Genomic DNA, 20,473 nt, shown 5'->3' with positions numbered 1-20,473 from the left:
GATGCTGAAGAAACTTATCTGGATTCTTCCTGTCCTCGCGCTGGTCGGAGGCGCGGTGGGCGGAGATCTTCTGGCACCGCAGCCCGAGGCGAAAGCCGACGAAACGGCGGCAGAGGGTGAGCATGCTGCTGCGGAGGGGGAACATCCTGCCACCGAGGGCAAGGCCGAAGCCGAAGGCGATCATGCTGCGCCGGACGGCGAGCCGGCAGCGGAGGGGGGCCACGGCGCCGAGGAGACCGAGGCCCATGGCGCAGACCAGTCAGGCCATGGCGGGTCCGGGCACGGCTCCGGCGAAAGCGAGGGCGGAAACGCCCCCGCCTGGTTCAGCTTCCCGAACCAGTTCTTCGTGCCACTGGTCGCGCGCGGCGAGATCGGCGGGATCATGGTGCTGACCATCTCGATCGAAACCACCGAGGCCGAAAGGACGACGATCGAGAACCACGAACATCACCTGCGCGATGCGCTACTGAGGGCGCTGATCGTCCATGCCAATACCGGCGGTTTCTCCGGCAACTATACCGACGCACCCAAGCTGGACCGGCTGCGCGCAGCCTTGCTCAAGGCAGCGGTCGATGCCTCCGGCACGGCCGTCCATGCCGTGCTGATCGAGGATATCGGTCTGGCAGGCACCTGATCGGGTAGGCGCCCGTCACCGCCGGCAATTGCAATCGGCGGCAGGAACGCGCTAGGGACAAGAGGTCATTTCCTGTCGTCAGCCATGCCCGATCTGCCACCCGTCACCATCCTTCTTGCCGTCTACAATGGCGGGCTGCACCTGTCGGAACAGCTGGACAGCTTCGCTGCGCAGGAGCGCAGCGACTGGCGGCTGATCATCTCGGATGACGGGTCAACAGATGACAGCCGGGCCATCTGCGCGGACTTCCAGACGCGCCACGGGGCCGACCGGGTGCGGCTGATCGACGGGCCGCGGGCCGGGGCGACGCGTAATTTCCTGCACCTGGTCGAGGCTGTACCGGCGAATGTGCCACTGGCCTTTTCCGATCAGGACGATGTCTGGCTGCCGCAGAAGATGGTCCGCGCCGCCGCGCATCTGGCCGGGCGAACGGGTCCGGTCCTCTATTGCGCCCGCACCATGATCTGCGATGCCAACCTGCAGAACCGCACCCCGTCGCGCCATTTCACGCGGCCGCACGGCTTTCGCAACGCGCTGGTTCAGGCCTGCACGCCGGGCAACAGCAGCGTCTTTACCCCGGCGGCGGCGGCGCTGCTGAAGCGCGGCGCGGCAAGCGCCATCGAACACGGGATCGAGGCGCATGACTGGTGGGCCTACCAGGTGGTCAGCGCTGCCGGGGGCGAGGTGATCTTTGATCCCGAACCCTCGCTGCTCTACCGCCAGCACGCGTCCAACGTCATGGGTCGGAACGATACCGCCTCGGGGCGCTGGCGACGGCTGACCATGCTGATGCAGGGCGACTATGGTTCCTGGCTCGCGGCGAATGTCGATGCGCTTGCCGCGGTGCCGGACCTGCTGACGCCCGAGAATAGCGCGCTTTTGGCCCGGTTCGACCAGATGCTGACCCTGCCCGGTCCGCTGGCCCTGCGCGAGATCAGCCGGCTTGGCCTCTATCGCCAGACCGGCAGCGGCGATGTCGCGTTGCGCCTTGCCGCCCTGACCGGGCGCTTGCGGCGGCCGGCCTGAGCCCGATCAGCCGCGCGTATCGGGCAAGAGGCGCATCAGGTAGGCGCCGTAATCGTTCTTCGCGAACAGTTTCGCGCGCTCGGCCAGCTGGTGGGCATCGATCCAGCCCTTTTCGAAGGCAATCTCTTCGGGACAGCCCGTCTGCAGCCCCTGCCGCCGCTCCAGCGTGCGGACGAAATTGCCGGCATCGAGCAGGCTTTCATGGGTGCCGGTGTCCAGCCAGGCATAGCCGCGCCCCATCCGCTCGACCGACAGGAGCCCGTCGGCGAGATAGGTTTCCAGCAGGGTGGTGATTTCCAGCTCGTTACGCTCCGAGGGCTTGATCAGGGCCGCGCGGTCGGGCGCGGTACCGTCGAGGAAATAGAGCCCGGTGACAGCATAGTTCGATGGCGGAACCTTGGGCTTTTCGATGATCGATGTGGCTTTCCACTCGGAATCGAAAGTGACCACGCCATAACGCTCGGGATCGACCACCTGGTAGCCGAAAACGGTGCCGCCGGTCTCGCGGGCATCGGCATTCACCAGCGCCTCGCTGAGCCCGTGACCGAAGAAGATATTGTCCCCCAGCACCATGGCCGAGGGCGCGCCGGCGAGGAAATCGCGGGTCAGCAGATAGGCTTGGGCCAACCCGTCGGGCGAGGGCTGGATGATCCATTCGAAATGCAGACCCCATTGGCTGCCATCGCCCAGCAGACGCTGGAACTGGCTCTGGTCGTCCGGCGTGGTGATGATGGCGATCTCGCGGATGCCGGCCAGCATCAGCACCGAGATCGGGTAATAGATCATTGGCTTGTCATAGATGGGCAGCAGCTGCTTCGACACGCCCATGGTGATCGGATAAAGCCGCGTGCCCGAGCCACCGGCCAGAATGATGCCCTTGCGATTGGTCATGGGTTTCCCTTCAATTCGGCCAGCACCTGCGCCAGACCGGCCTGCCAGTCGGGGCGCGCGACGCCGAAATCGGTGGTGATGCGGTGGCAGTCGAGCCGCGAGTTCAGCGGCCGGCGCGCGGGGGTGGGATAGTCGCTGCTGGGGATATCGACGACCTTGGTCGTCAGGCCCGAGAGCCGGAAGATCGCGCGGGCAAAATCGGCCCAGCTGGTATCAGGCGCGCCGGCAAAATGGTAGAGTCCGCCCTTCTGCGGGTCCGCGACCATCTGCCCGGCCATGGCCAGCAGCGCGGTGGCAATGTCGCCCGCCGGCGTCGGGCCGCCGATCTGGTCGGCGACGATGGTCAGCCGGTCGCGCTCGGCCCCGAGCCGCAGCATGGTCTTGACGAAATTCGCGCCATGGGCGGAAAACACCCAGGAGGTGCGCATCACCGCCCATTGCCCGCCAGCCGCCGCAATCGCCTCTTCGCCCGCGCGCTTGGTGGCGCCATACGCCCCCAGCGGCGCCGTCGGTGCGGTCTCGTCGCGCGCCGTCTCGCCCGAGCCGTCGAAGACGTAGTCGGTCGAGACATGGAGGAAAGGCACGCCCTTGGCCGCAGCCGCGCGGGCCATGGCGGCGGGGGCCTCGGCATTGACCAGCCGGGCGGTTTCAGCGTCGGTCTCGGCGCGGTCGACGGCGGTATAGGCGGCGGCATTGATGACGGCGCCGCAATCGCTTTGCGCAATCACGGCGGCGCAGGCGGCGGGATCGGTCAGGTCGACGGCTTCACGGCCCAGGAACATCGCCTCCGGCGCGCGGCGCTGCAATTCCCGCGCCACCTGCCCGCTGCGGCCAAAGACCAGAAGCCCGCCGCTCATCCGGCTTTTCCCAGACGCTGGCCCACACCGGAACGGGTCAGCAGCGGTTCCCACCAGTCGCGATTCTCGAGATACCAGGAGACGGTGCGGCGTAGCCCCTCCTCGACCGTGACCGAGGGACGCCAGCCCAGCTCGTCGCGGATGCGGGTCGGGTCGATGGCATAGCGGCGGTCATGACCGGGGCGGTCGGTGACGAAGGTGATCAGCCGCTCATGCGGCGCGCCCGCAGGGTTCATCTCGTCCATATGGGCGCAGATGGTGCGCACCAGATCGATGTTCCTTGCCTCGTTCTCGCCACCGATATTGTAGCTGCGACCGAGCTCGCCCTTCTCGGCAACCAGCAGCAACGCAACGGCATGATCCTCGACATAAAGCCAGTCGCGGATATTGCCGCCATCGCCATAGACCGGGATCGGCTTGCCAGCCAGCGCCTTGAGGATCACCACCGGCACCAGCTTCTCGGGGAAGTGATAGGGGCCGTAATTGTTCGAGCAATTGGTCAGGACGACTGGCAGGCCATAGGTCTCGTGCCAGGCACGGACCAGGTGGTCGGACCCCGCCTTGCTGGCCGAATAGGGGCTGCGCGGGTCGTAGGGGGTTTCTTCGGTGAACTGGCCGGTCTCGCCAAGCGAGCCGAAGACCTCGTCGGTCGAGATGTGGTGAAAGCGGAAGCTTTCAGGGCGACCCTGGGAGATCCAGTTGGCCCGCGCTGCTTCCAGCAGGTTATAGGTGCCGAGGATGTTGGTCTCGATGAAGGCCCCCGGCCCGTCGATCGAACGGTCGACATGGCTTTCGGCGGCCAGATGCATGACCACATCGGGATTGTGGGTCGAGAAGATGCGATCCAGCGCGGCGCGGTCGCGGATGTCGGCCTCTTCGAAACTGTAGAGATTGCTCTCCGCTACCGGCGCGACATTGGCGAGGTTCGCGGCATAGGTCAGCGCGTCCAGGTTGACGACCTCATGGCCGCGTGCAACGGCCAGCCGCACCACCGCGGAACCAATGAACCCGGCCCCGCCGGTAACGAGAATCTTCATCAGAACTCCCCATAGGCAAAGGGCGACTGCCAGTCGGCAAAGGAAGTGGCGACACGATCCTTGTCCGACAGCAGCGGATCGCTGACGCCCCAGTCGATGCCAGTGCTGTTCCAGCGCACCGCGCCCTCGCTGGCCCGATCATAGTAATCGGTGCATTTGTAAATGACCTCGGTATCCGGCTCGCGGGTGACAAAGCCATGCAAAAAGCCCGCCGGCACCCAGATCTGACGGCCGTTCTCGAAGCTCAGTTCGACGCCGATCCATTGCCCGTAGGTCGGGCTACTCCGCCGTGCATCGACGACAACGTCGAAGAGGCTGCCCCGGCCACAGCGAACCAGCTTGCCCTGGGCATGAGGTGGTGCCTGATAGTGTAGGCCCCGCAGGGTGCCTGCCTGACGAGACAGTGAATGGTTGTCCTGCACGAACTCGGGCAGGTCCACCCCGGCCTCGCGCAGCGTCTTGCGATTCCAGCTTTCTGCAAAGAATCCCCGCTCGTCCCCACGTCGTGCTGGGGTCAGGATCAAGACTTCGGATATCGCAGTTCTTTCAATCTGCATCATGGTCGAACACTCATATTTGAGCCTTTATTGCCACGGGACGAGCCGGAATGCACGCCCGCTCTCCGCTCTCTCGATGCCCTGCTAACCGCCTCAACCGGCAATGAAATCGATCACCAGGAACAGCAGCGCCGACAGCAGCGCGGCGGCGGGCACGGTGATGACCCAGGCCGCAATGATGGTCAGGAAATGCGAGCGACGCACCAGCTTGCGGCGGCGGCGTTCCTCGGGCGGCAGCGGCGGATTGTCGGGCATCGCCTCGCGGGCTTGGCGCAACCGCCGCTCGGTGTCCCATTCGCGGAAGAAGCCGACGCCGAAGACCCCGCCCACGGCGATATGGGTAGAACTGACCGGCAGGCCCAGCCAGCTGGCGACGATCACCGTCAGCGCCGCCGACAGCGCCACGCAATAGGCGCGCATCGGGTTCAGCTTGGTGATCTGGTTGCCGACCATGCGGATCAGCTTGGGGCCAAAGAGGAACAGGCCGAAACTGATGCCGAAGGCACCGATCAGCATGACCCAGGTCGGGATGCCCACCGCATCGGTCAGCGCACCCGACTGCGCGGTGGCGACGATGGCCGCCAGCGGACCCACGGCATTCGCCACGTCATTGGCGCCATGGGCAAAGCTCAAGAGCGCCGCCGAGACGATCAGCGGGATGCCGAACAGCACCTTCAGCGACTTGTTGCGATTCTCCAGCCCGGCCGACTGGCGGCGGATCACCGGGATCATCACCGCCCAGGTCACGATGCCGATGACCAGCCCGGTCAGGAGCGAGACGCCCATCGATACATGGATCAGCTGTTTCAGCCCCTTCAGCACCAGGTAAGCCGAGAACACCCCCGCCATGATGCCGACCAGCACCGGCACCCAGACCCGCGCGGCGGCGATCTTGTCGGGCTGATAGATGATCCGGGCCTTGATAAACCAAAGAAAAGCAACGGCGATCAGGCCGCCCAGCAGCGGCGAGATGACCCAGCTGGCGGCGATCGTGGTCATCATCGACCAGTTAACCACGCCAAGCCCGGCCGAGGCGATGCCCGCGCCCATCACGCCCCCCACGACCGAATGCGTGGTCGAGACCGGCGCGCCGATCCAGGTGGCGAGGTTCACCCACAGCGCCGAGGACAACAGCGCCGCCATCATCGCCCACATGAAGGTTTCGGGCGTAGCCATCGCCTCGGGCGCGACGATGCCCTTGGCGATGGTCGAGACCACGTCGCCCCCGGCAATCAGCGCCCCGGCGCTTTCGAAGATGGCGGCGATGGCGATGGCCCCGCCCATGGTCAGGGCATTGGCACCGACCGCCGGCCCCATGTTGTTGGCAACGTCATTAGCGCCGATGTTCAGCGCCATGTAGGCGCCAAACACCGCCGCGATGATGACGATCAGCGAATTTCCCGACAGGCCGATGGTCAGCCCGGCGATCAGCCCGGCCAGCAGGATGAAGACCAGCGCGATGCCGGGCGCCACCATCGGCCGTGCCGCATAGGCGGCGGCGTTTTCCAGGGTCGAGAACCGGCCAAGGTCACGGTCCAGTGTTTCAAGATGGCGGGCTTCGTCTTCGATCCGGCTCATGTCGTTCCTCGTGGTCAGGCCCTCGCCCTAGCAAATTCTGACAATAGCGCAACAGTCCTTGGATCAACTGCCGTACCGGCAGATTACTCCACCGACCCCGCGCGCACCTTGCCGATGCTGTAGCCGAAGGCCTGCTTGAAGGCGCGGCAGAGGCTTGGCACGGTCTCGAACCCGGCGCGCAGCGCGATCTCCTGCAGGCTCAGATCGGTCTCGACCGCCAGATCGCGGGCGCGGCTGAGGCGTAAGAGCCGGTAATAGCGGCCGGGGGCCATCTGCAACTCGTGGCGAAAGAGGCGATTGAGGCTGCGTTCCGACAGGCCGGCCTGACGTGCAAGGCGATCAAGCGGCAGCGGGCTTTCCACATGTCCCGCCATCAGGTTCAGGACGGCCCGCAGCGCGTCCGAGCCGCGACCGCCCAGCAACGCCGGCCCCCGCTGCATCTCGCGCTGGCGCGAGGCGTCGTGCAGGAACATGGTCGACACGTCGAAGGCCGCCGCCGGGCCATAGCGGCTCTGGATGAAATGCAGGATCAGGTCCAGCGCGGTCGAGGCTCCGCCGCAGGTCCAGACCGTGCCATCGGCGACGAAGCGGTCATGGCTGACCCGGATCTGCGGGAAGTCCTGCGCCAGGTCGCCCAGTACCTGCCAGTGGATCGTCGCCCGCGCGCAGTCGAGCAGCCCCAGATCGGCCAGCAGCCAGGCGGCGGTATCGGCCCCCACGACCATCCGCGCCCGACGCACGGCCTGCGCCAGCACCCGCCGCCCCGGCCCCTCGGCATGGGCGCGGAAGCCATAGCCCGAGATCACCACCAGGAGATCGCAGGCCTCGATCCGCGCCGCCGGGCCGTCAGGGCTTACCCTCAGCCCGCTGGAACTTTCGACCGCCGCGCCATCGGGGCTGAACACCTGCCACGACACCGGATGGGCCATCTGGTCCCGCAGGGCGCGCAGCGGCTCCAGGAGGCAGGCCAGCACCATGTTGGAGAAGCCATCATGGATGAGGACAGAAACGGCAAGCGGTGTCATTGGCAGGATAGGACAAGAAACTGGCCAGAACAGGTAATCATGGTTTCGGGCCGAAGGCTAGTCTTTGCGGAAATCGGATCAGATACGGATCACGCCCGAATGCCCCTTGCCATGAACCGCGATGTCTTCATCACCTGCGCCGTCACCGGATCGGGAGGCACGCAGGATCGCAGCCCGCATGTCCCCCGCTCGCCCAAGGAGATCGCCGACAGCGCCATTGTCGCAGCCCGCGCCGGTGCGGCGGTGGTGCATTGCCATGTCCGCGACCCCGAGACCGGTGCGCCCTCGCGCCGGCTGGACCTCTACCGCGAGGTAACCGAGCGGATTCGCGATGCCGAGGTGGACGTGGTGCTGAACCTGACCGCCGGAATGGGCGGCGATATCGTCTTCGGCGGGGTCGAGGCGCCGTTTCCGGTGAACCAGAAGGGTACCGACATGGTCGGCGCGACCGAGCGCATGGCGCATGTGGCCGACTGCCTGCCCGAGATCTGCACGCTGGATTGCGGCACGATGAACTTTGCCGAGGCCGATTACGTCATGACCAACACGCCCGGCATGTTGCGCGCCATGGGCGGGATGATGACCGAGCTGGGGGTGAAACCCGAGATCGAGGCCTTTGACACCGGCCATCTGTGGTTCGCCAAGCAACTGGTCGAGGAAGGCACGCTGGCCTCGCCGGCGCTGGTGCAGCTTTGCATGGGCGTGCCCTGGGGGGCGCCGAACGATCTGAACACCTTCCTCGCAATGGTGAATGCGGTCCCCGCCGACTGGACCTGGTCGGCCTTCAGCCTTGGCCGTGAGCAGATGCCCTATGTTGCGGCGGCGGTGCTGGCCGGGGGCAATGTCCGTGTCGGTCTCGAGGACAACCTGTTCCTTGGCAAGGGCCAGCTGGCGACGAATGCGCAGCTGGTCGAGCGTGCGGTGACCATCATCGAGGGCATGGGTGGCCGGATCATCGGGCCGCAGGCGGTGCGCGACAAGCTGGGGCTGGTGAAGAGGGCGCCGAAATGACCAAGAAGGCAGCAATCATCGGTGGCGGGGTCATCGGCGGCGGTTGGGCGGCACGCTTCCTGCTGAACGGCTGGAACGTGGCGATCTTCGACCCCGATCCCGAGGCCGAGCGCAAGATCAACGAGGTGATCTCGAACGCCCGGCGCAGCCTGCCCTCGCTCTACGACCGCCCCCTGCCCGCTGAAGGAACGCTGAGCTTTCACCGCGATCTGGCCGAGACCGTGGCCGATGCCGACTGGGTGCAGGAAAGCGTGCCCGAGCGGCTGGACCTGAAGCACCGGGTTCTGGCCGCGATCGACGCTGCTGCGCCGGCCCATGCGGTCATCGGTTCCTCGACCTCGGGTTTCAAGCCGTCGGAACTGACGGCAGAGGGATCGCGTGCACTCGTCGCGCATCCCTTCAACCCAGTCTACCTGCTGCCGCTGGTCGAGCTGGTGGGTGAAGGTGCCGATGCGGCGGCCGAAACCCTGCGCGGCATCGGCATGTATCCCCTGATCGTGCGAAAGGAAATCGACGCCCATATCGCCGACCGGCTGCTCGAGGCGGTCTGGCGCGAAAGCCTGTGGCTGGTCAGCGACGGCATCGCCACCACCGAAGAGATCGATCAGGCGATTCGCATGGGTTTCGGGCTGCGTTGGGCCCAGATGGGCTTGTTCGAAACCTATCGCATCGCCGGGGGCGAGGCCGGGATGCGGCATTTCATGCAGCAATTCGGCCCGGCGCTGGCCTGGCCCTGGACCAAGCTGATGGACGTGCCCGAATTCAACGAGGCGCTGGTCGACCAGATTGCCGGGCAATCCGACGCACAATCCGGCCACCGGACGATTCGCGAGCTGGAGCGTCTGCGCGACGACAACCTGGTCGGCATCATCCGTGCGCTCAAGCACTCCGGCAGCGGTGCAGGCGGCGTGGTGCAGGCGCATGAAACCGCCCTGCCCCTGCCCGAAACCGACGGGCTGCCGATCACGCTGGACCGGCAGGTGCCGCAGGGCTGGGCCGATTATAACGGCCATATGAACGAGGCGCGCTATCTCGAGGCCGGGGCCGAGGCGACCGACCAGTTCATGCGGATGATCGGCGCGGATGCGGATTACATCGCCTCCGGCAAAAGCTATTTCACCGCCGAAAGCCATGTCCGCTACCTGGCCGAGGCCCATGCGGGCGACCGGCTGATTTGCCGCACCCGGCTGCTGGACGGCGCGGGCAAGCGGATGCACCTGTTCCATAGCCTGACCACAGGTGACGGAACGGAAGTGGCGACGGTCGAGACGATCCTGCTGCATGTTGATCTGGGCACCCGCAAGACCTGCTTGGCCGAACCTGCCGTGGCCGAGGCGCTGGCGCGCCATGCCACCGCGCAGGCCGGGCTGCCGCAGCCCGAGGGTGTCGGACGATTCGTCGGACAGGTCAGATAAGGTTCTCGACCGAACCGGAATTTAGATCATAATGCCGCAAAAGGCAGAACAACGGGGAGACAACGAAAAATGACCAAGGAACTCGAGGCACTTGCCAGCCTCACCCGCATCGGCGCCATGTCCCGACGCGATTTTCTGGGCCGAGCCTCTGCGCTTGGCGTCAGCGCCGCCATGGCGGGCACCCTTCTGGCCGGCAAGGCCTCGGCGCAGCCGGTCAAGGGCGGCGTGCTGCAGATGGGCCTGGGCGGGGGCGAAAGCACCAACTCGCTCGATCCGGCGGCAGCACTGAGCCAGGTGCCCTTCCACACCAGCCGCGCCCTGGGCGAGACGCTGGTGGACGTGAATCCCGATGGCAGCCTCGATTTCCGCATCGCCGAGGCGGTCGAGGCCAGCCCCGACGCCAAGACCTGGACCTTCCGCATCCGCAAGGGCGTCGAGTTCCACAACGGCAAGACCGTGACGCCGGATGACGTGCTGGCGACGATGAAACGGCATTCGGACGAGAACACCAAATCAGGTGCGCTTGGCGTCATGCAGGGCCTCGCCGACATGCGCGTGGACGGCGACAACTTCATCGTCGAAACCACCACGCCCAATGCTGACCTTGCCTATCTGATGTCGACCTATCAGCTGGTGATCCAGCCGAATGGCGGGATGGATGATCCGGCGGCGGGCATCGGCACCGGCGCCTACAAGGTCACCGCCAACGAGCCCGGCGTGCGCTATACCTTCGAGAAGTTCGCCAATTACTGGGACAGCTCGCGCGGCCATTTCGACGGCATCGAGATGAGCGTGATCAACGATTCCACCGCCCGCAACGCGGCGCTGCAATCGGGCCAGGTGCAGATCATCAACCAGGTCGATCCCAAGGTCGCGGGCCTGTTGGCGCGGGCACCGGGTCTGCAGATCAAGAACGTCTCGGGCCGCGGGCATTACGTCTTCGTCATGCATTGCGACACCGCGCCCTTCGACAATCACGACCTGCGCATGGCGCTGAAACTGGCGATCAACCGCGAGGAGATGCTGGAGAAGATCCTGATGGGCTATGGCACGGTCGGGAACGACATCCCGATCAACAAGGCCTATCCGCTGTTCGACGACACCATCCCGCAGCGCACCTACGACCCGACGGCCGCCGCAGAGTTCTACAAGAAGTCCGGCCATGACGGCAGCCCGATCGTGCTGAAGGTCTCGGAAGTGGCCTTCCCCGGCGCCATCGACGCCGCCCAGCTGTTCCAGCAAAGCGCCGCCGCCGCCGGTATCCCGCTGGAGATCGAGCGCTCGCCCGGCGATGGCTACTGGTCAGAGGTTTGGAACAAGGCCCCGTTCTGCGCCTCTTACTGGGGCGGGCGTCCGGTGCAGGACCAGATGTATGCCACCGGCTACCTGTCCACTGCCGACTGGAACGACACCCGCTTCAAGAACGAACAGTTCGACGCGCTGCTGCTCGAGGCGCGGGGCGAGTTGGACCAGGACAAGCGCAAGCAGCTTTACCGCCAGATGGCCGATATACTGCGCGAGGATGGCGGGCTGATCCTGCCGATGTTCAACGACTTCGTCGAGGGCGTCAGCGACAAGGTCCAGGGCTGGGAGCAGAACGGCATGTGGGAGGTGATGAACGGCCTTGCCCCCAGCAAGTGCTGGTTTGCCTGACGGGCCGGCGCGGTGAACGCCCTCATCCTGAAAATCGTGGCTCAGCGCATCGCGCTGAGCCTTGTCATGCTGCTCATGGTCTCTGTGCTGATCTTTGTCGGCACCCAGATCCTGCCCGGCGACGTGGCGCAGTCGATCCTCGGCCAGTCGGCAACGCCGCAGGCGCTGGCCAACCTGCGCGAGGAACTGGGGCTGAACCAGCCCGCCTATATCCGCTATTTCCAATGGCTCGGCGGGCTGTTGCAGGGTGATCTCGGCACCTCGCTGACCAATGGCCGCGACATTGGCGAGGCGATCGGCCAGCGCTTCGGCAACACGCTGTTTCTCGCCTCCTGCGCGGCGCTGATCGCCGTGCCGCTGGCGATTCTTCTGGGGCTGGTCTCGGTGCTTTACCGCAACCGCTGGCCCGACAAGCTGATCTCGATCGTCGCGCTGGCCTCGATCTCGGTGCCTGAGTTCCTGATCGGCTATATCCTGATGTTCTATATTGGCGTGCAATTGGGCTGGGCGCCCTCGGTCTCGATGGTGACCGAAGGCATGCCGTTCTTCGCCCGCCTTCACGCCATTGCCCTGCCGGTGGCCGTTCTGGTGCTTGTGGTGCTGGCGCATATGATGCGCATGACCCGCGCCGCGATCCTGAACGTGATGCAATCGCCCTATATCGAAACGGCCGAACTCAAGGGCCTTGGCATGTTCCGCATCATCCGCAAGCACGCCTTCCCAAACGCCATCGCACCGGTGGTCAACGTGGTGATGCTGAACCTTGCCTATCTGGTGGTCGGCGTGGTCGTGGTCGAGGTGGTCTTTGTCTATCCCGGCATGGGGCAGTTCCTGGTCGATCACGTCGCCAAGCGTGACGTGCCGGTGGTGCAGGCCTGCGGGCTGATTTTTGCCTCGGTCTATATCCTGTTGAACATGATCGCCGATATCGTCTCGATCATGGCCAACCCGCGGCTGAGGCATCCGAAATGAGGCGCATTCCCCTGTCCGCGCTGATCGGTCTGTTCATCACCGCGCTGTTCTTCCTGACCGCGATCTTCGCCCCGCTGATCGCCCCCTATGGCGTGGCCGAGGTGGTGGGCGGGGTCTGGGACCCGCCCTCGGCAGATCATCTTCTTGGCACCGACAATATCGGCCGCGATCTGCTCAGCCGGATGATCTATGGCGGGCGCACGACGATCTTCGTGGCCACCGCCGCCACCGCCATCAGCTTCATCACCGGCGCGTTCCTCGGCCTTTCCGCCGCAGTGATTGGCGGCTGGTTCGATCAGCTTCTGTCGCGCTTCGTCGATGTGGTCATGGCCATCCCGACGCTGATCTTTGCCCTCGTGGTCCTGTCGGTCATGCCGGTGACCATGCCGGTGCTGATCGTGGTGATGGGCCTCTTGGACTCCACCCGGGTCTATCGCCTGTCGCGCTCGGTCGCCGTCGATATCGAGGTGATGGACTACGTCGAGGCTGCGCGCCTGCGCGGCGAAGGCCGCTTCTGGATCATGTTCCGCGAGATCCTGCCCAATGCCCTCTCGCCCTTGGTGGCCGAGATGGGCCTGCGCTTCATCTTCGCGGTGCTCTTCGTCTCGACCCTCTCCTTCCTCGGACTGGGGGTACAGCCGCCCGATGCCGACTGGGGCGGGATCGTGAAAGAGAACAAGGACGGCATCGTCTATGGCATCGGCGCAGCCCTGTGGCCGGCCATTGCCATCGCCGCGCTGGCGATCAGCGTGAACCTTGTCGCCGACTGGGTGCTGAACCGCACCACCAGCCTGAAAGGGGGCCGGGGATGAGTGACCCGCTTGTCCGTGTCCGCGGGCTGAAGATCGGCGCGACCATCCATCCGCCGGGCGAGCCGTCGCAGGATGTCGAGATCGTCAAGGGCGTCGATTTCGACCTCGCCCGTGGCAAGGTGCTGGGACTGATCGGCGAATCCGGTGCGGGCAAATCGACCATCGGCCTCTCGGCCATGGCCTATGGCCGCGGCGGAGTGCGGATCACCGGGGGCGAGGTCTTCGTCAATGGCCGCGATATCCTGAAGCTGCGCGAAGGCGGGTTGAGAAAGCTGCGCGGGGCCGAGGTCACCTATGTCTCGCAATCCGCCGCCGCCTCGTTCAACCCGGCCAAGCGCATCCTGGCGCAGGTGACCGAGGCCGCCGTGCTGCATGGCAAATTCAGCCGCCGCGAGGCCGAGGCCCGCGCAGTCGATCTGTTTCGCAAGCTGGGCCTGCCCGATCCCGACAATATCGGCCAGCGCTATCCGCATCAGGTCTCGGGCGGGCAGTTGCAGCGCTGCATGACGGCACTGGCCTTGTGTCCCCAGCCCGATCTGGTCATCTTCGACGAGCCGACCACGGCCCTCGATGTGACCACCCAGATCGACGTCTTGAAGGCAATCAAGGACGTGATCGCGCTGACCGGGGTGGCGGCGATCTATATCACCCATGACCTCGCTGTCGTGGCGCAGATCGCCGATGACATCATGGTGCTGCGCCACGGGAACACGGTCGAATACGGCACCACCGACCAGATCATCAACGCCCCGCGCGAGGATTACACCAAGGCACTGGTCTCGGTCCGCGAGATCGAACATCAGGAACAGCCGCCCGCCCCGCCGCCGGTCCTGTCGGTACAGGGGGTCAGCGCGCAATATCGCGGCATGGACCGCGACGTGCTGTCGGGGATCAATGTCGACCTGTCGCCCGGCCAGACGCTGGCCATCGTCGGCGAAAGCGGCTCGGGCAAATCGACGCTGGCGCGGGTCATCACCGGGCTTCTGCCGCCCTACAAGGGCCGGGTGACGTTCGACGGCCATGACCTGACGCCCGACCAGCGATCCCGTCCGCGCGAGGATCTGCGGCAGTTGCAGATGATCTATCAGATGGCCGATGTGGCGATGAACCCGCGCCAGACGGTCGAGACGATCATCGGCCGGCCGCTGGAATTCTATTTCGGCCTGAAGGGGGGCGAGCGGAGGAAGCGCGTCGTGGCGCTGCTCGACCAGATCGAGATGGGGGCCAAGTTCCTTGACCGCTATCCGGCAGAACTGTCGGGCGGGCAGAAGCAGCGGGTCTGCATTGCACGGGCGCTGGCCGCCGATCCCAAGGTCATCATCTGCGACGAGGTGACCAGCGCGCTGGATCCGCTGGTCGCCGACGGCATCCTGAAGCTGCTGCTGAACCTGCAGAAAGAGGCCGGGGTCGCTTATCTCTTCATCACCCATGACCTCGCCACGGTCCGCGCCATCGCCGATTCCATCGCCGTCATGCATCGGGGCAAGGTGGTGCGCTATGGACCCAAAAGCGATGTCCTGTCGCCGCCCTTCGACGATTACACCGATCTTCTGCTGAGTTCGGTGCCCGAGATGCGGCTCGGCTGGCTCGAGGATGTGATCGCCCATCGGCGGATGGAGGCAGGCGGCGAATGACGCCGCTGACCGATCCCGAGGTTCTGGACTTCATCGCCCGGACCGACGCCGCCTATCCGCCCGAGGCATCGAGCGCCGGGGTGGCTGAGAGCCGCGCCTATTACGATGCGATGTGCAAGGTCTTCCGTGCGCCCCGGCCCGAGGGTCTGACCGTCGAGGATCGCGTGATCGCCGGCGTGCCGGTGCGGCACTACGATCCGGGGCATGGCGCGGCGGACCGGCCCTTCGCCCTTTACCTGCATGGCGGCGGTTTCGTTCTGGGCGGTCTCGACAGCCATGACGATGTCTGCGCCGAGATTGCGGCCTCGACCGGGGCCGAGGTGTTTTCTGCCGATTACCGGCTGGCGCCTGAACATCTCTATCCGGCACAACAGGATGACACGCAGGCGGTCTGGCGGGCGCTGACGACCGACGGCCGACCGGGGGTGATCGCGGGCGACAGTGCCGGGGCCAATCTGGCGGCGGGACTGTGCATCCGGCAGCGGGATCAGGACGGGGCGATGCCACTGGCGCAGGTGCTGATCTATCCCTGGCTCGGGGGCGACGAGCCGTTGGCGTCTTATGTCGAGAACCGCGACGCGCCGATGCTGACCACGGCAGATTGCCAGATGTTTGCCGACCTCATCACCGGCGGCGATCTGTCGCTGATCCGCACGCGCGCGGACCTGTCACCGCTGGTTGCAAGGGATTTTACCGGACTGCCGCCGGCGGTGATCGTGACCGCCGATCTGGACCCGGTGCGGGATGACGGTCTGGTCTATTCAGAGAGGCTGGTGGCTGCGGGGGGCAGCGCCGTGCTGCGCAACGAGCCGCAGCTGGTGCATGGCTATCTGAGGGCGCGGCATATAAGCCGGCGCGCGGCCGAGAGTTTCGGCTTTATCTGCGCCGCGATTGGCGCGTCGGTCGAACAGGGCAAAGAAAAACCCCCATCGCCTTAACGGTCGATGGGGGTTCGGTCTGGTTGAGACGCTTGCGGTTGCGGTCGCATCTCAGATCTTGCTCACGATGCCGTCGATGTCGGCACGGACAAGGCCGATATCTTCCAGCAGGCGCTCGGACAGGCTGTTCAGCTCGTTGCGGGTCACGCGGCGGGCGTTCCAGGCGTTGAAGCGGGCGATCAGGCCGGCAACGGGGCTTTCGGTCACTGCTTCGGCGTAATGGGAAACCATGGCGGTCATGTCTTTGGTCCTTCTCGTGTTCCACCCGGACCATCCGGGTCGTCTCACAGGATCAAAGATAGATGCTGCACCTGCACAATTCCAGACAGGCGCCGATCACATCGGAGCTCACAGACGCCTCGTAAATTACTGATATTGAATGATTTACAATTTCTGCAATGCAGCATTATCGCTAACGCATAGCAGGAGGTCCGAAGTGACGCTGGGTCACGAATCCTGTCGCTGCCAGTCGCCCAATGCCGCCTGCCACAGGGTCAGCGCCGCCACAGCCGCCGTATCCGCCCGCAGGATGCGCGGGCCAAGGCTGATGCGGTGGACGAAGGGCAAGGCCCTCAGTCGCTGCCGCTCGGCATCGGAAAAGCCGCCCTCCGGCCCGATCAGGATCGCCCAGGGCCCGCCGGGCAGGTCCGAGAGCGGCGCAGCCTCGCCCGCCGCCGCCTCGTCCGCCCAGAGCAGGCTGCGCGAGGGATCCCAGCCCTCCAGCACCTTCGCGAGCGACAGCAGATCCCCGACCGGCGGAACGAAGGTGCCGCCGCATTGCTCGGCCGCCTCGACCGCATGGGCCTGCAGCCGGTCCTGACGAATGCGTTCGGAATTGGTGAAATCGGTCTGCACCGGCAGGATGCGCGCGGCGCCCATCTCGGCCGCCTTCTCGACGATGAAATCGGTCCGCGCCTTCTTGATCGGGGCGAAGATCAGCCAGAGATCGGGCGGATCGCGCTGCGGCGCCGTCTGCTCTGCGGCCTCGAGAATGCCGCCGCGCTTGCGGATATCGACGATGCGGCAGCGCCATTCCCCGTCGCGGCCATTGAAGACCAGAATCTCGTCGCCCGCGCCAAGCCGCATCACCCCGGAAAGGTAATGGGCCTGATCCGCCTCCAGCGGGACGGCTTGTCCCGCAGCCAGCGGGTGATCTATGAACAGTCGAACCTTCGCCATGACGGGCCGACGCTATGCAAAGCCAGACGGAAACGCCAGCCCCGACCACGGTCGCACAAACGGTGGCCGATGCCCCTGCGGGCAATTGGGTCGACCGCTATGCCCCGCCGGGCTGGCGGCCCTGGCTGCGGCTGTCGCGCGCCGACCGGCCCATCGGAACCTGGCTGCTGCTGCTGCCCTGCTGGTGGGGCATCGGGCTAGGGATGATGGCCACCGGGCCGCGCTGGTTCGACCTGTGGATTGCCATCGCCTGCGCCTTGGGCGCTTTCGTCATGCGCGGCGCGGGCTGCACCTGGAACGACATCACCGACCGCGACATCGATGGCAGCGTCGCACGCACCCGGTCGCGCCCCATCCCCTCGGGCCAGGTGACTTTGAAGGGCGCGCATGTCTGGATGGTGCTGCAGGCGCTGGTGGGCTTCGTGATCCTGCTGACCCTTGGCCGCACGGCGATCCTGCTGGGCGTGGCCTCGCTGGCGCTGGTGGCGATCTATCCCTTTGCAAAACGGTTTACATGGTGGCCGCAGCTGTTTCTGGGCTTCGCCTTCAACTGGGGCGTGATCCTCGCCTATGCCGCCCATACCGGCCGGGTCGATGCCGCGCCGGTGGTGGCCTGGCTGGGCGGCATTGCCTGGACCATCTATTATGACACCATCTATGCCCATCAGGATGCCGAGGATGACGCACTGATCGGGGTCAAATCCACGGCGCTGCTGTTCGGCGACAACAGCCCGACGATCCTTCTGGGTTTCGCCGGGCTGGCGGTGGTGCTGCTGGCTCTCGCGATCGTGCTGACGGGTGATGGGCTGGTGATCGGGCTGATCGGACTGGCCGGATTTGCCGCGCATCTGCTGTGGCAATGGTCGCGCTTTGATCCGAAAGACAATTCCGGCTGCACCCGGCTGTTCAGATCGAACCGCGATGCGGGGCTGATCCTTGCGCTGTTTCTTGCCGTGGCGGGGCTCGTCTGATTGCGAAATGTGTGCCGCGTGGCTACATCAGGCAATCCCTGCAGCAGCTTGAAGGCTTGCACATGACCGATGCCCGGCACCGACCCTCGACCGCCCTTACCACCATCGTGGTTCTTGCCGGGGCGGGTGGGCTGTGCTGGATGGCGGCCACCGCCACCGCCCATTTCATCGAACAACGCTCGCTGCAGGATGTCAGCCTCGCGCTGCAGACCGGCGGCTATGCCTGGGCCAATGTGACCACGAACGGGCTGCAGGTGCAGCTGGAAGGCACCGCGCCAAGCGAGGTGCAGCGATTCCGCGCCATGACGCAAGTGGCCTCGGTCGTCGATCCCAGCCGCATTGTCGATCAGATGCAGGTGGCGCAGGCCGAAGCCATCGAGGCCCCGAAATTCTCGGTCGAACTGTTGCGCAATGACGAGGGCATCTCGCTGATCGGTCTGGTCCCGGCCGAGACAGACCGGCTGGCCGTGGTGCGCCTGCTGCAAAGCGAGACCGCGGCGCCGCAGGTCACCGATCTGCTGGAGGCCGCCGAGTTCCCCGTGCCCGAGGGCTGGGAGTTGGCGCTGGATTTCGGCCTCGACGCGGCGCAACTGGCCCGAAGGGCCAAAATCTCGGTCGCCCCCGGTCTGGTCCGGGTCAGCGCCATCACCGACAGCCCGGCGGAAAAGGCCCGTCTGGAAACCGACCTGCGCCGCGCCAAGCCCGAAGAGGTGGTGCTGGTCAGCGAGATCTCGGCCCCCCGCCCGGTCATCGCCCCCTTTACCCTGCGCTTCGTCATCGACGACGAGGGCGCGCGGCTGGATGCCTGCGCCGCCGATGACGATGCCGCCCGCAACCGCATTCTGGATGCCGCCCACAAGGCCGGCGTGACCGGAGCTGCCGGCTGCACCATCGGCCTTGGCACGCCTTCGCCGCAATGGGCCGATGCCGCCACGCAAGCCATCGCCGCCGTGGCCGAGATCGGCCAAGGCTCCGTCGCCCTGTCGGATGCCGACGTGTCCCTGTTTGCGCCGGCAACGGTGGACCGGGAGAAATTCGACGATGCCGCCGGCCGGCTGGAACAGGCGCTGCCCGCTGTCTTCTCGCTTCAGGCCGAGCGCGAACAGCCGGTCGAGGCCGACGCCGGCCCGGCCGAGTTTCTGGCCAGCGTCTCGCCCGAACAGACCCTCTACATGCGCGGGCGCATCACCGACGAACGGATGCGCGAGGCGGTGGACAGCTTTGCCAGCGCCCGCTTCAAGGATGTGGAAAGCACGCTGCGCACCGATGACGCCGTGCCGGGCGGCTGGACCGTGCGGGTGATCGCGGCGCTGGAGGCCATGGCCTCGCTGAAGAACGGATCCGTCACGGTGACGCCGGATCTCGTCCGCATCACCGGCACCTCGGGCGACCAGCATGCCTCGGGCAAGGCGGCGGCGACCCTGTCGCAGCGGCTTGGCGCGGGCGCGGCCTATGAATTGGCGGTGCGCTATGACGAGCGGCTGGACCCGCTTCTGGGTCTGCCCACGGGCGAGGAATGCGTGGCCGGGCTGAACACGGTCATGTCGGAATCGGCCATCGGCTTCGAGCCGAACAAGTCGATCATCGCCGGAGATCCGGCCGAAACGCTGGCCCACCTGGCCGAGATCATGACCGATTGCGCCGATTTCCAGGTCGAACTGGGCGGGCATACCGATTCGCAGGGCTCGGAAGGCTTCAACGCCGACCTGTCGCGCGCCCGTGCCCAAGCCGTGCTGACCGCGATGCAGGCCGACGGGATGGACACCGGCAACCTGACCGCGCGTGGCTATGGCGAAAGCCAGCCGGTCGCCAGCAACGAGACGGAGGAGGGCCGTGAGGCCAATCGCCGCATCGAGTTCCGCCTGCTGTCGGACGTGCCCGTGCGCCGCGAACCCCTGCCCGAGCCGGTGGTTGTGTCGGGCGTGACCGAGGCACCCGCGACCTTGTCGGCCCCCGCGGCGACCGACGCCGAAGCCGAACCCGGCGCGGAAACCGAGACTGCGGCCTCGGAGGACCAGGCCGTCGAGGCAATCGGACCGCGATTGCCCGAGCCGCACCCCACGACCGGGACACAGGAAGTTTCAAGACCTGCAGGTCCGCAGGTCCAGACCCCGGCCACCGTTGGCGCCGCCGAGAACCTGTCGCATCCGCTGGTGCTCGGCCCGCCGGCCGGGCTGGACGCCGACGAGGAAAACGCTAGGCTGCCGGTGCAGACACCTGACGATAACACGCCCCGCCCGGAACCCCGGCCCGAGGACGCGGCGAACCCTCCGCAGTAAGGCC

At 66.0% G+C, this 20,473-nt stretch carries 19 protein-coding genes; 11 read left to right on the top strand and 8 right to left on the bottom strand.

The window, feature by feature from the left end:
• Position 1 precedes the first annotated feature (1 nt).
• The gene (locus CX676_RS17275; RefSeq protein ID WP_101753658.1) at positions 2 to 634 is read left to right on the top strand and encodes a hypothetical protein; all 633 of its coding nucleotides are present in this window, start codon (positions 2 to 4) and stop codon (positions 632 to 634) included.
• 84 nt (positions 635 to 718) lie between these two features.
• Entirely contained in the window at positions 719 to 1,660 is a 942-nt protein-coding gene (locus CX676_RS17270) for a glycosyltransferase family 2 protein (protein WP_101753657.1), read from the top strand.
• A 6-nt stretch (positions 1,661 to 1,666) separates the two neighbouring features.
• Here CX676_RS17270 and rfbA read toward each other — a convergent pair whose 3' ends face one another.
• The 6 genes from rfbA to CX676_RS17240 form a co-directional block, all read right to left on the bottom strand.
• A complete protein-coding gene (rfbA, locus tag CX676_RS17265) occupies positions 1,667 to 2,551 on the bottom strand; it encodes a glucose-1-phosphate thymidylyltransferase RfbA (protein ID WP_101753656.1) in 885 nt (294 codons plus the stop codon).
• A complete protein-coding gene (rfbD, locus tag CX676_RS17260) occupies positions 2,548 to 3,408 on the bottom strand; it encodes a dTDP-4-dehydrorhamnose reductase (RefSeq protein ID WP_101753655.1) in 861 nt (286 codons plus the stop codon). Before rfbD ends, rfbA begins: the two co-directional genes overlap by 4 nt.
• Positions 3,405 to 4,445, bottom strand: a complete 1,041-nt coding sequence (rfbB, locus tag CX676_RS17255) for a dTDP-glucose 4,6-dehydratase (RefSeq protein ID WP_101753654.1) — start codon at positions 4,443 to 4,445, stop codon at positions 3,405 to 3,407. Before rfbB ends, rfbD begins: the two co-directional genes overlap by 4 nt.
• Positions 4,445 to 5,002, bottom strand: coding sequence for a dTDP-4-dehydrorhamnose 3,5-epimerase (rfbC, locus tag CX676_RS17250; protein ID WP_101754410.1), 558 nt, complete (start codon positions 5,000 to 5,002; stop codon positions 4,445 to 4,447). The genes rfbB and rfbC overlap by 1 nt, the downstream gene beginning before the upstream one ends.
• A 93-nt stretch (positions 5,003 to 5,095) precedes the next feature.
• Complete coding sequence (locus CX676_RS17245) at positions 5,096 to 6,580, bottom strand: inorganic phosphate transporter (RefSeq protein ID WP_101753653.1); 1,485 nt, start codon at positions 6,578 to 6,580, stop codon at positions 5,096 to 5,098.
• A gap of 83 nt (positions 6,581 to 6,663) precedes the next feature.
• Positions 6,664 to 7,605, bottom strand: coding sequence for a GlxA family transcriptional regulator (locus CX676_RS17240; RefSeq protein ID WP_101753652.1), 942 nt, complete (start codon positions 7,603 to 7,605; stop codon positions 6,664 to 6,666).
• 99 nt (positions 7,606 to 7,704) lie between these two features.
• Between CX676_RS17240 and CX676_RS17235 the strand changes: the two genes are divergently transcribed.
• The 7 genes from CX676_RS17235 (at position 7,705) to CX676_RS17205 (ending at position 16,040) form a co-directional block, all read left to right on the top strand.
• A complete protein-coding gene (locus CX676_RS17235) occupies positions 7,705 to 8,616 on the top strand; it encodes a BKACE family enzyme (RefSeq protein WP_101753651.1) in 912 nt (303 codons plus the stop codon).
• On the top strand, positions 8,613 to 10,031 hold the full coding sequence (locus tag CX676_RS17230) for a carnitine 3-dehydrogenase (RefSeq protein ID WP_101753650.1): 1,419 nt from the start codon (positions 8,613 to 8,615) through the stop codon (positions 10,029 to 10,031). Before CX676_RS17235 ends, CX676_RS17230 begins: the two co-directional genes overlap by 4 nt.
• 69 nt (positions 10,032 to 10,100) lie before the next feature.
• The gene (locus CX676_RS17225) at positions 10,101 to 11,684 is read left to right on the top strand and encodes an ABC transporter substrate-binding protein (RefSeq protein ID WP_101753649.1); all 1,584 of its coding nucleotides are present in this window, start codon (positions 10,101 to 10,103) and stop codon (positions 11,682 to 11,684) included.
• A gap of 66 nt (positions 11,685 to 11,750) precedes the next feature.
• The gene (locus tag CX676_RS17220; protein ID WP_101754409.1) at positions 11,751 to 12,656 is read left to right on the top strand and encodes an ABC transporter permease; all 906 of its coding nucleotides are present in this window, start codon (positions 11,751 to 11,753) and stop codon (positions 12,654 to 12,656) included.
• Complete coding sequence (locus CX676_RS17215) at positions 12,653 to 13,468, top strand: ABC transporter permease (RefSeq protein WP_101753648.1); 816 nt, start codon at positions 12,653 to 12,655, stop codon at positions 13,466 to 13,468. The genes CX676_RS17220 and CX676_RS17215 overlap by 4 nt, the downstream gene beginning before the upstream one ends.
• A complete protein-coding gene (locus tag CX676_RS17210) occupies positions 13,465 to 15,102 on the top strand; it encodes an ABC transporter ATP-binding protein (RefSeq protein WP_101753647.1) in 1,638 nt (545 codons plus the stop codon). The genes CX676_RS17215 and CX676_RS17210 overlap by 4 nt, the downstream gene beginning before the upstream one ends.
• Positions 15,099 to 16,040: an alpha/beta hydrolase gene (locus CX676_RS17205; protein WP_101753646.1), complete on the top strand. Its 942-nt coding sequence runs from the start codon at positions 15,099 to 15,101 to the stop codon at positions 16,038 to 16,040. Before CX676_RS17210 ends, CX676_RS17205 begins: the two co-directional genes overlap by 4 nt.
• Positions 16,041 to 16,091: 51 nt before the next feature.
• Here the strand turns inward: CX676_RS17205 and CX676_RS17200 are convergent, their stop codons facing one another.
• Together CX676_RS17200 and CX676_RS17195 are read right to left on the bottom strand one after the other, a co-directional pair.
• Positions 16,092 to 16,280, bottom strand: a complete 189-nt coding sequence (locus CX676_RS17200; RefSeq protein WP_101753645.1) for a DUF1127 domain-containing protein — start codon at positions 16,278 to 16,280, stop codon at positions 16,092 to 16,094.
• A gap of 207 nt (positions 16,281 to 16,487) precedes the next feature.
• Positions 16,488 to 17,219 (bottom strand): 16S rRNA (uracil(1498)-N(3))-methyltransferase, encoded by a 732-nt coding sequence (locus CX676_RS17195; RefSeq protein ID WP_101753644.1) that lies wholly within the window; start codon positions 17,217 to 17,219, stop codon positions 16,488 to 16,490.
• A 14-nt stretch (positions 17,220 to 17,233) separates the two neighbouring features.
• Between CX676_RS17195 and ubiA the strand changes: the two genes are divergently transcribed.
• Entirely contained in the window at positions 17,234 to 18,190 is a 957-nt protein-coding gene (gene ubiA / locus CX676_RS17190) for a 4-hydroxybenzoate octaprenyltransferase (RefSeq protein ID WP_101753643.1), read from the top strand.
• 62 nt (positions 18,191 to 18,252) lie between these two features.
• Positions 18,253 to 20,469: an OmpA family protein gene (locus CX676_RS17185; RefSeq protein WP_101753642.1), complete on the top strand. Its 2,217-nt coding sequence runs from the start codon at positions 18,253 to 18,255 to the stop codon at positions 20,467 to 20,469.
• The last annotated feature ends 4 nt before the right edge of the window (positions 20,470 to 20,473 follow it).

Source organism: Paracoccus zhejiangensis (assembly GCF_002847445.1).
GTDB classification, from domain to species: Bacteria; Pseudomonadota; Alphaproteobacteria; order Rhodobacterales; family Rhodobacteraceae; genus Paracoccus; species Paracoccus zhejiangensis.
The sequence above is the reverse complement of the archived record's forward strand: the minus strand, read 5'-3'. Positions and strand labels throughout refer to the sequence as shown.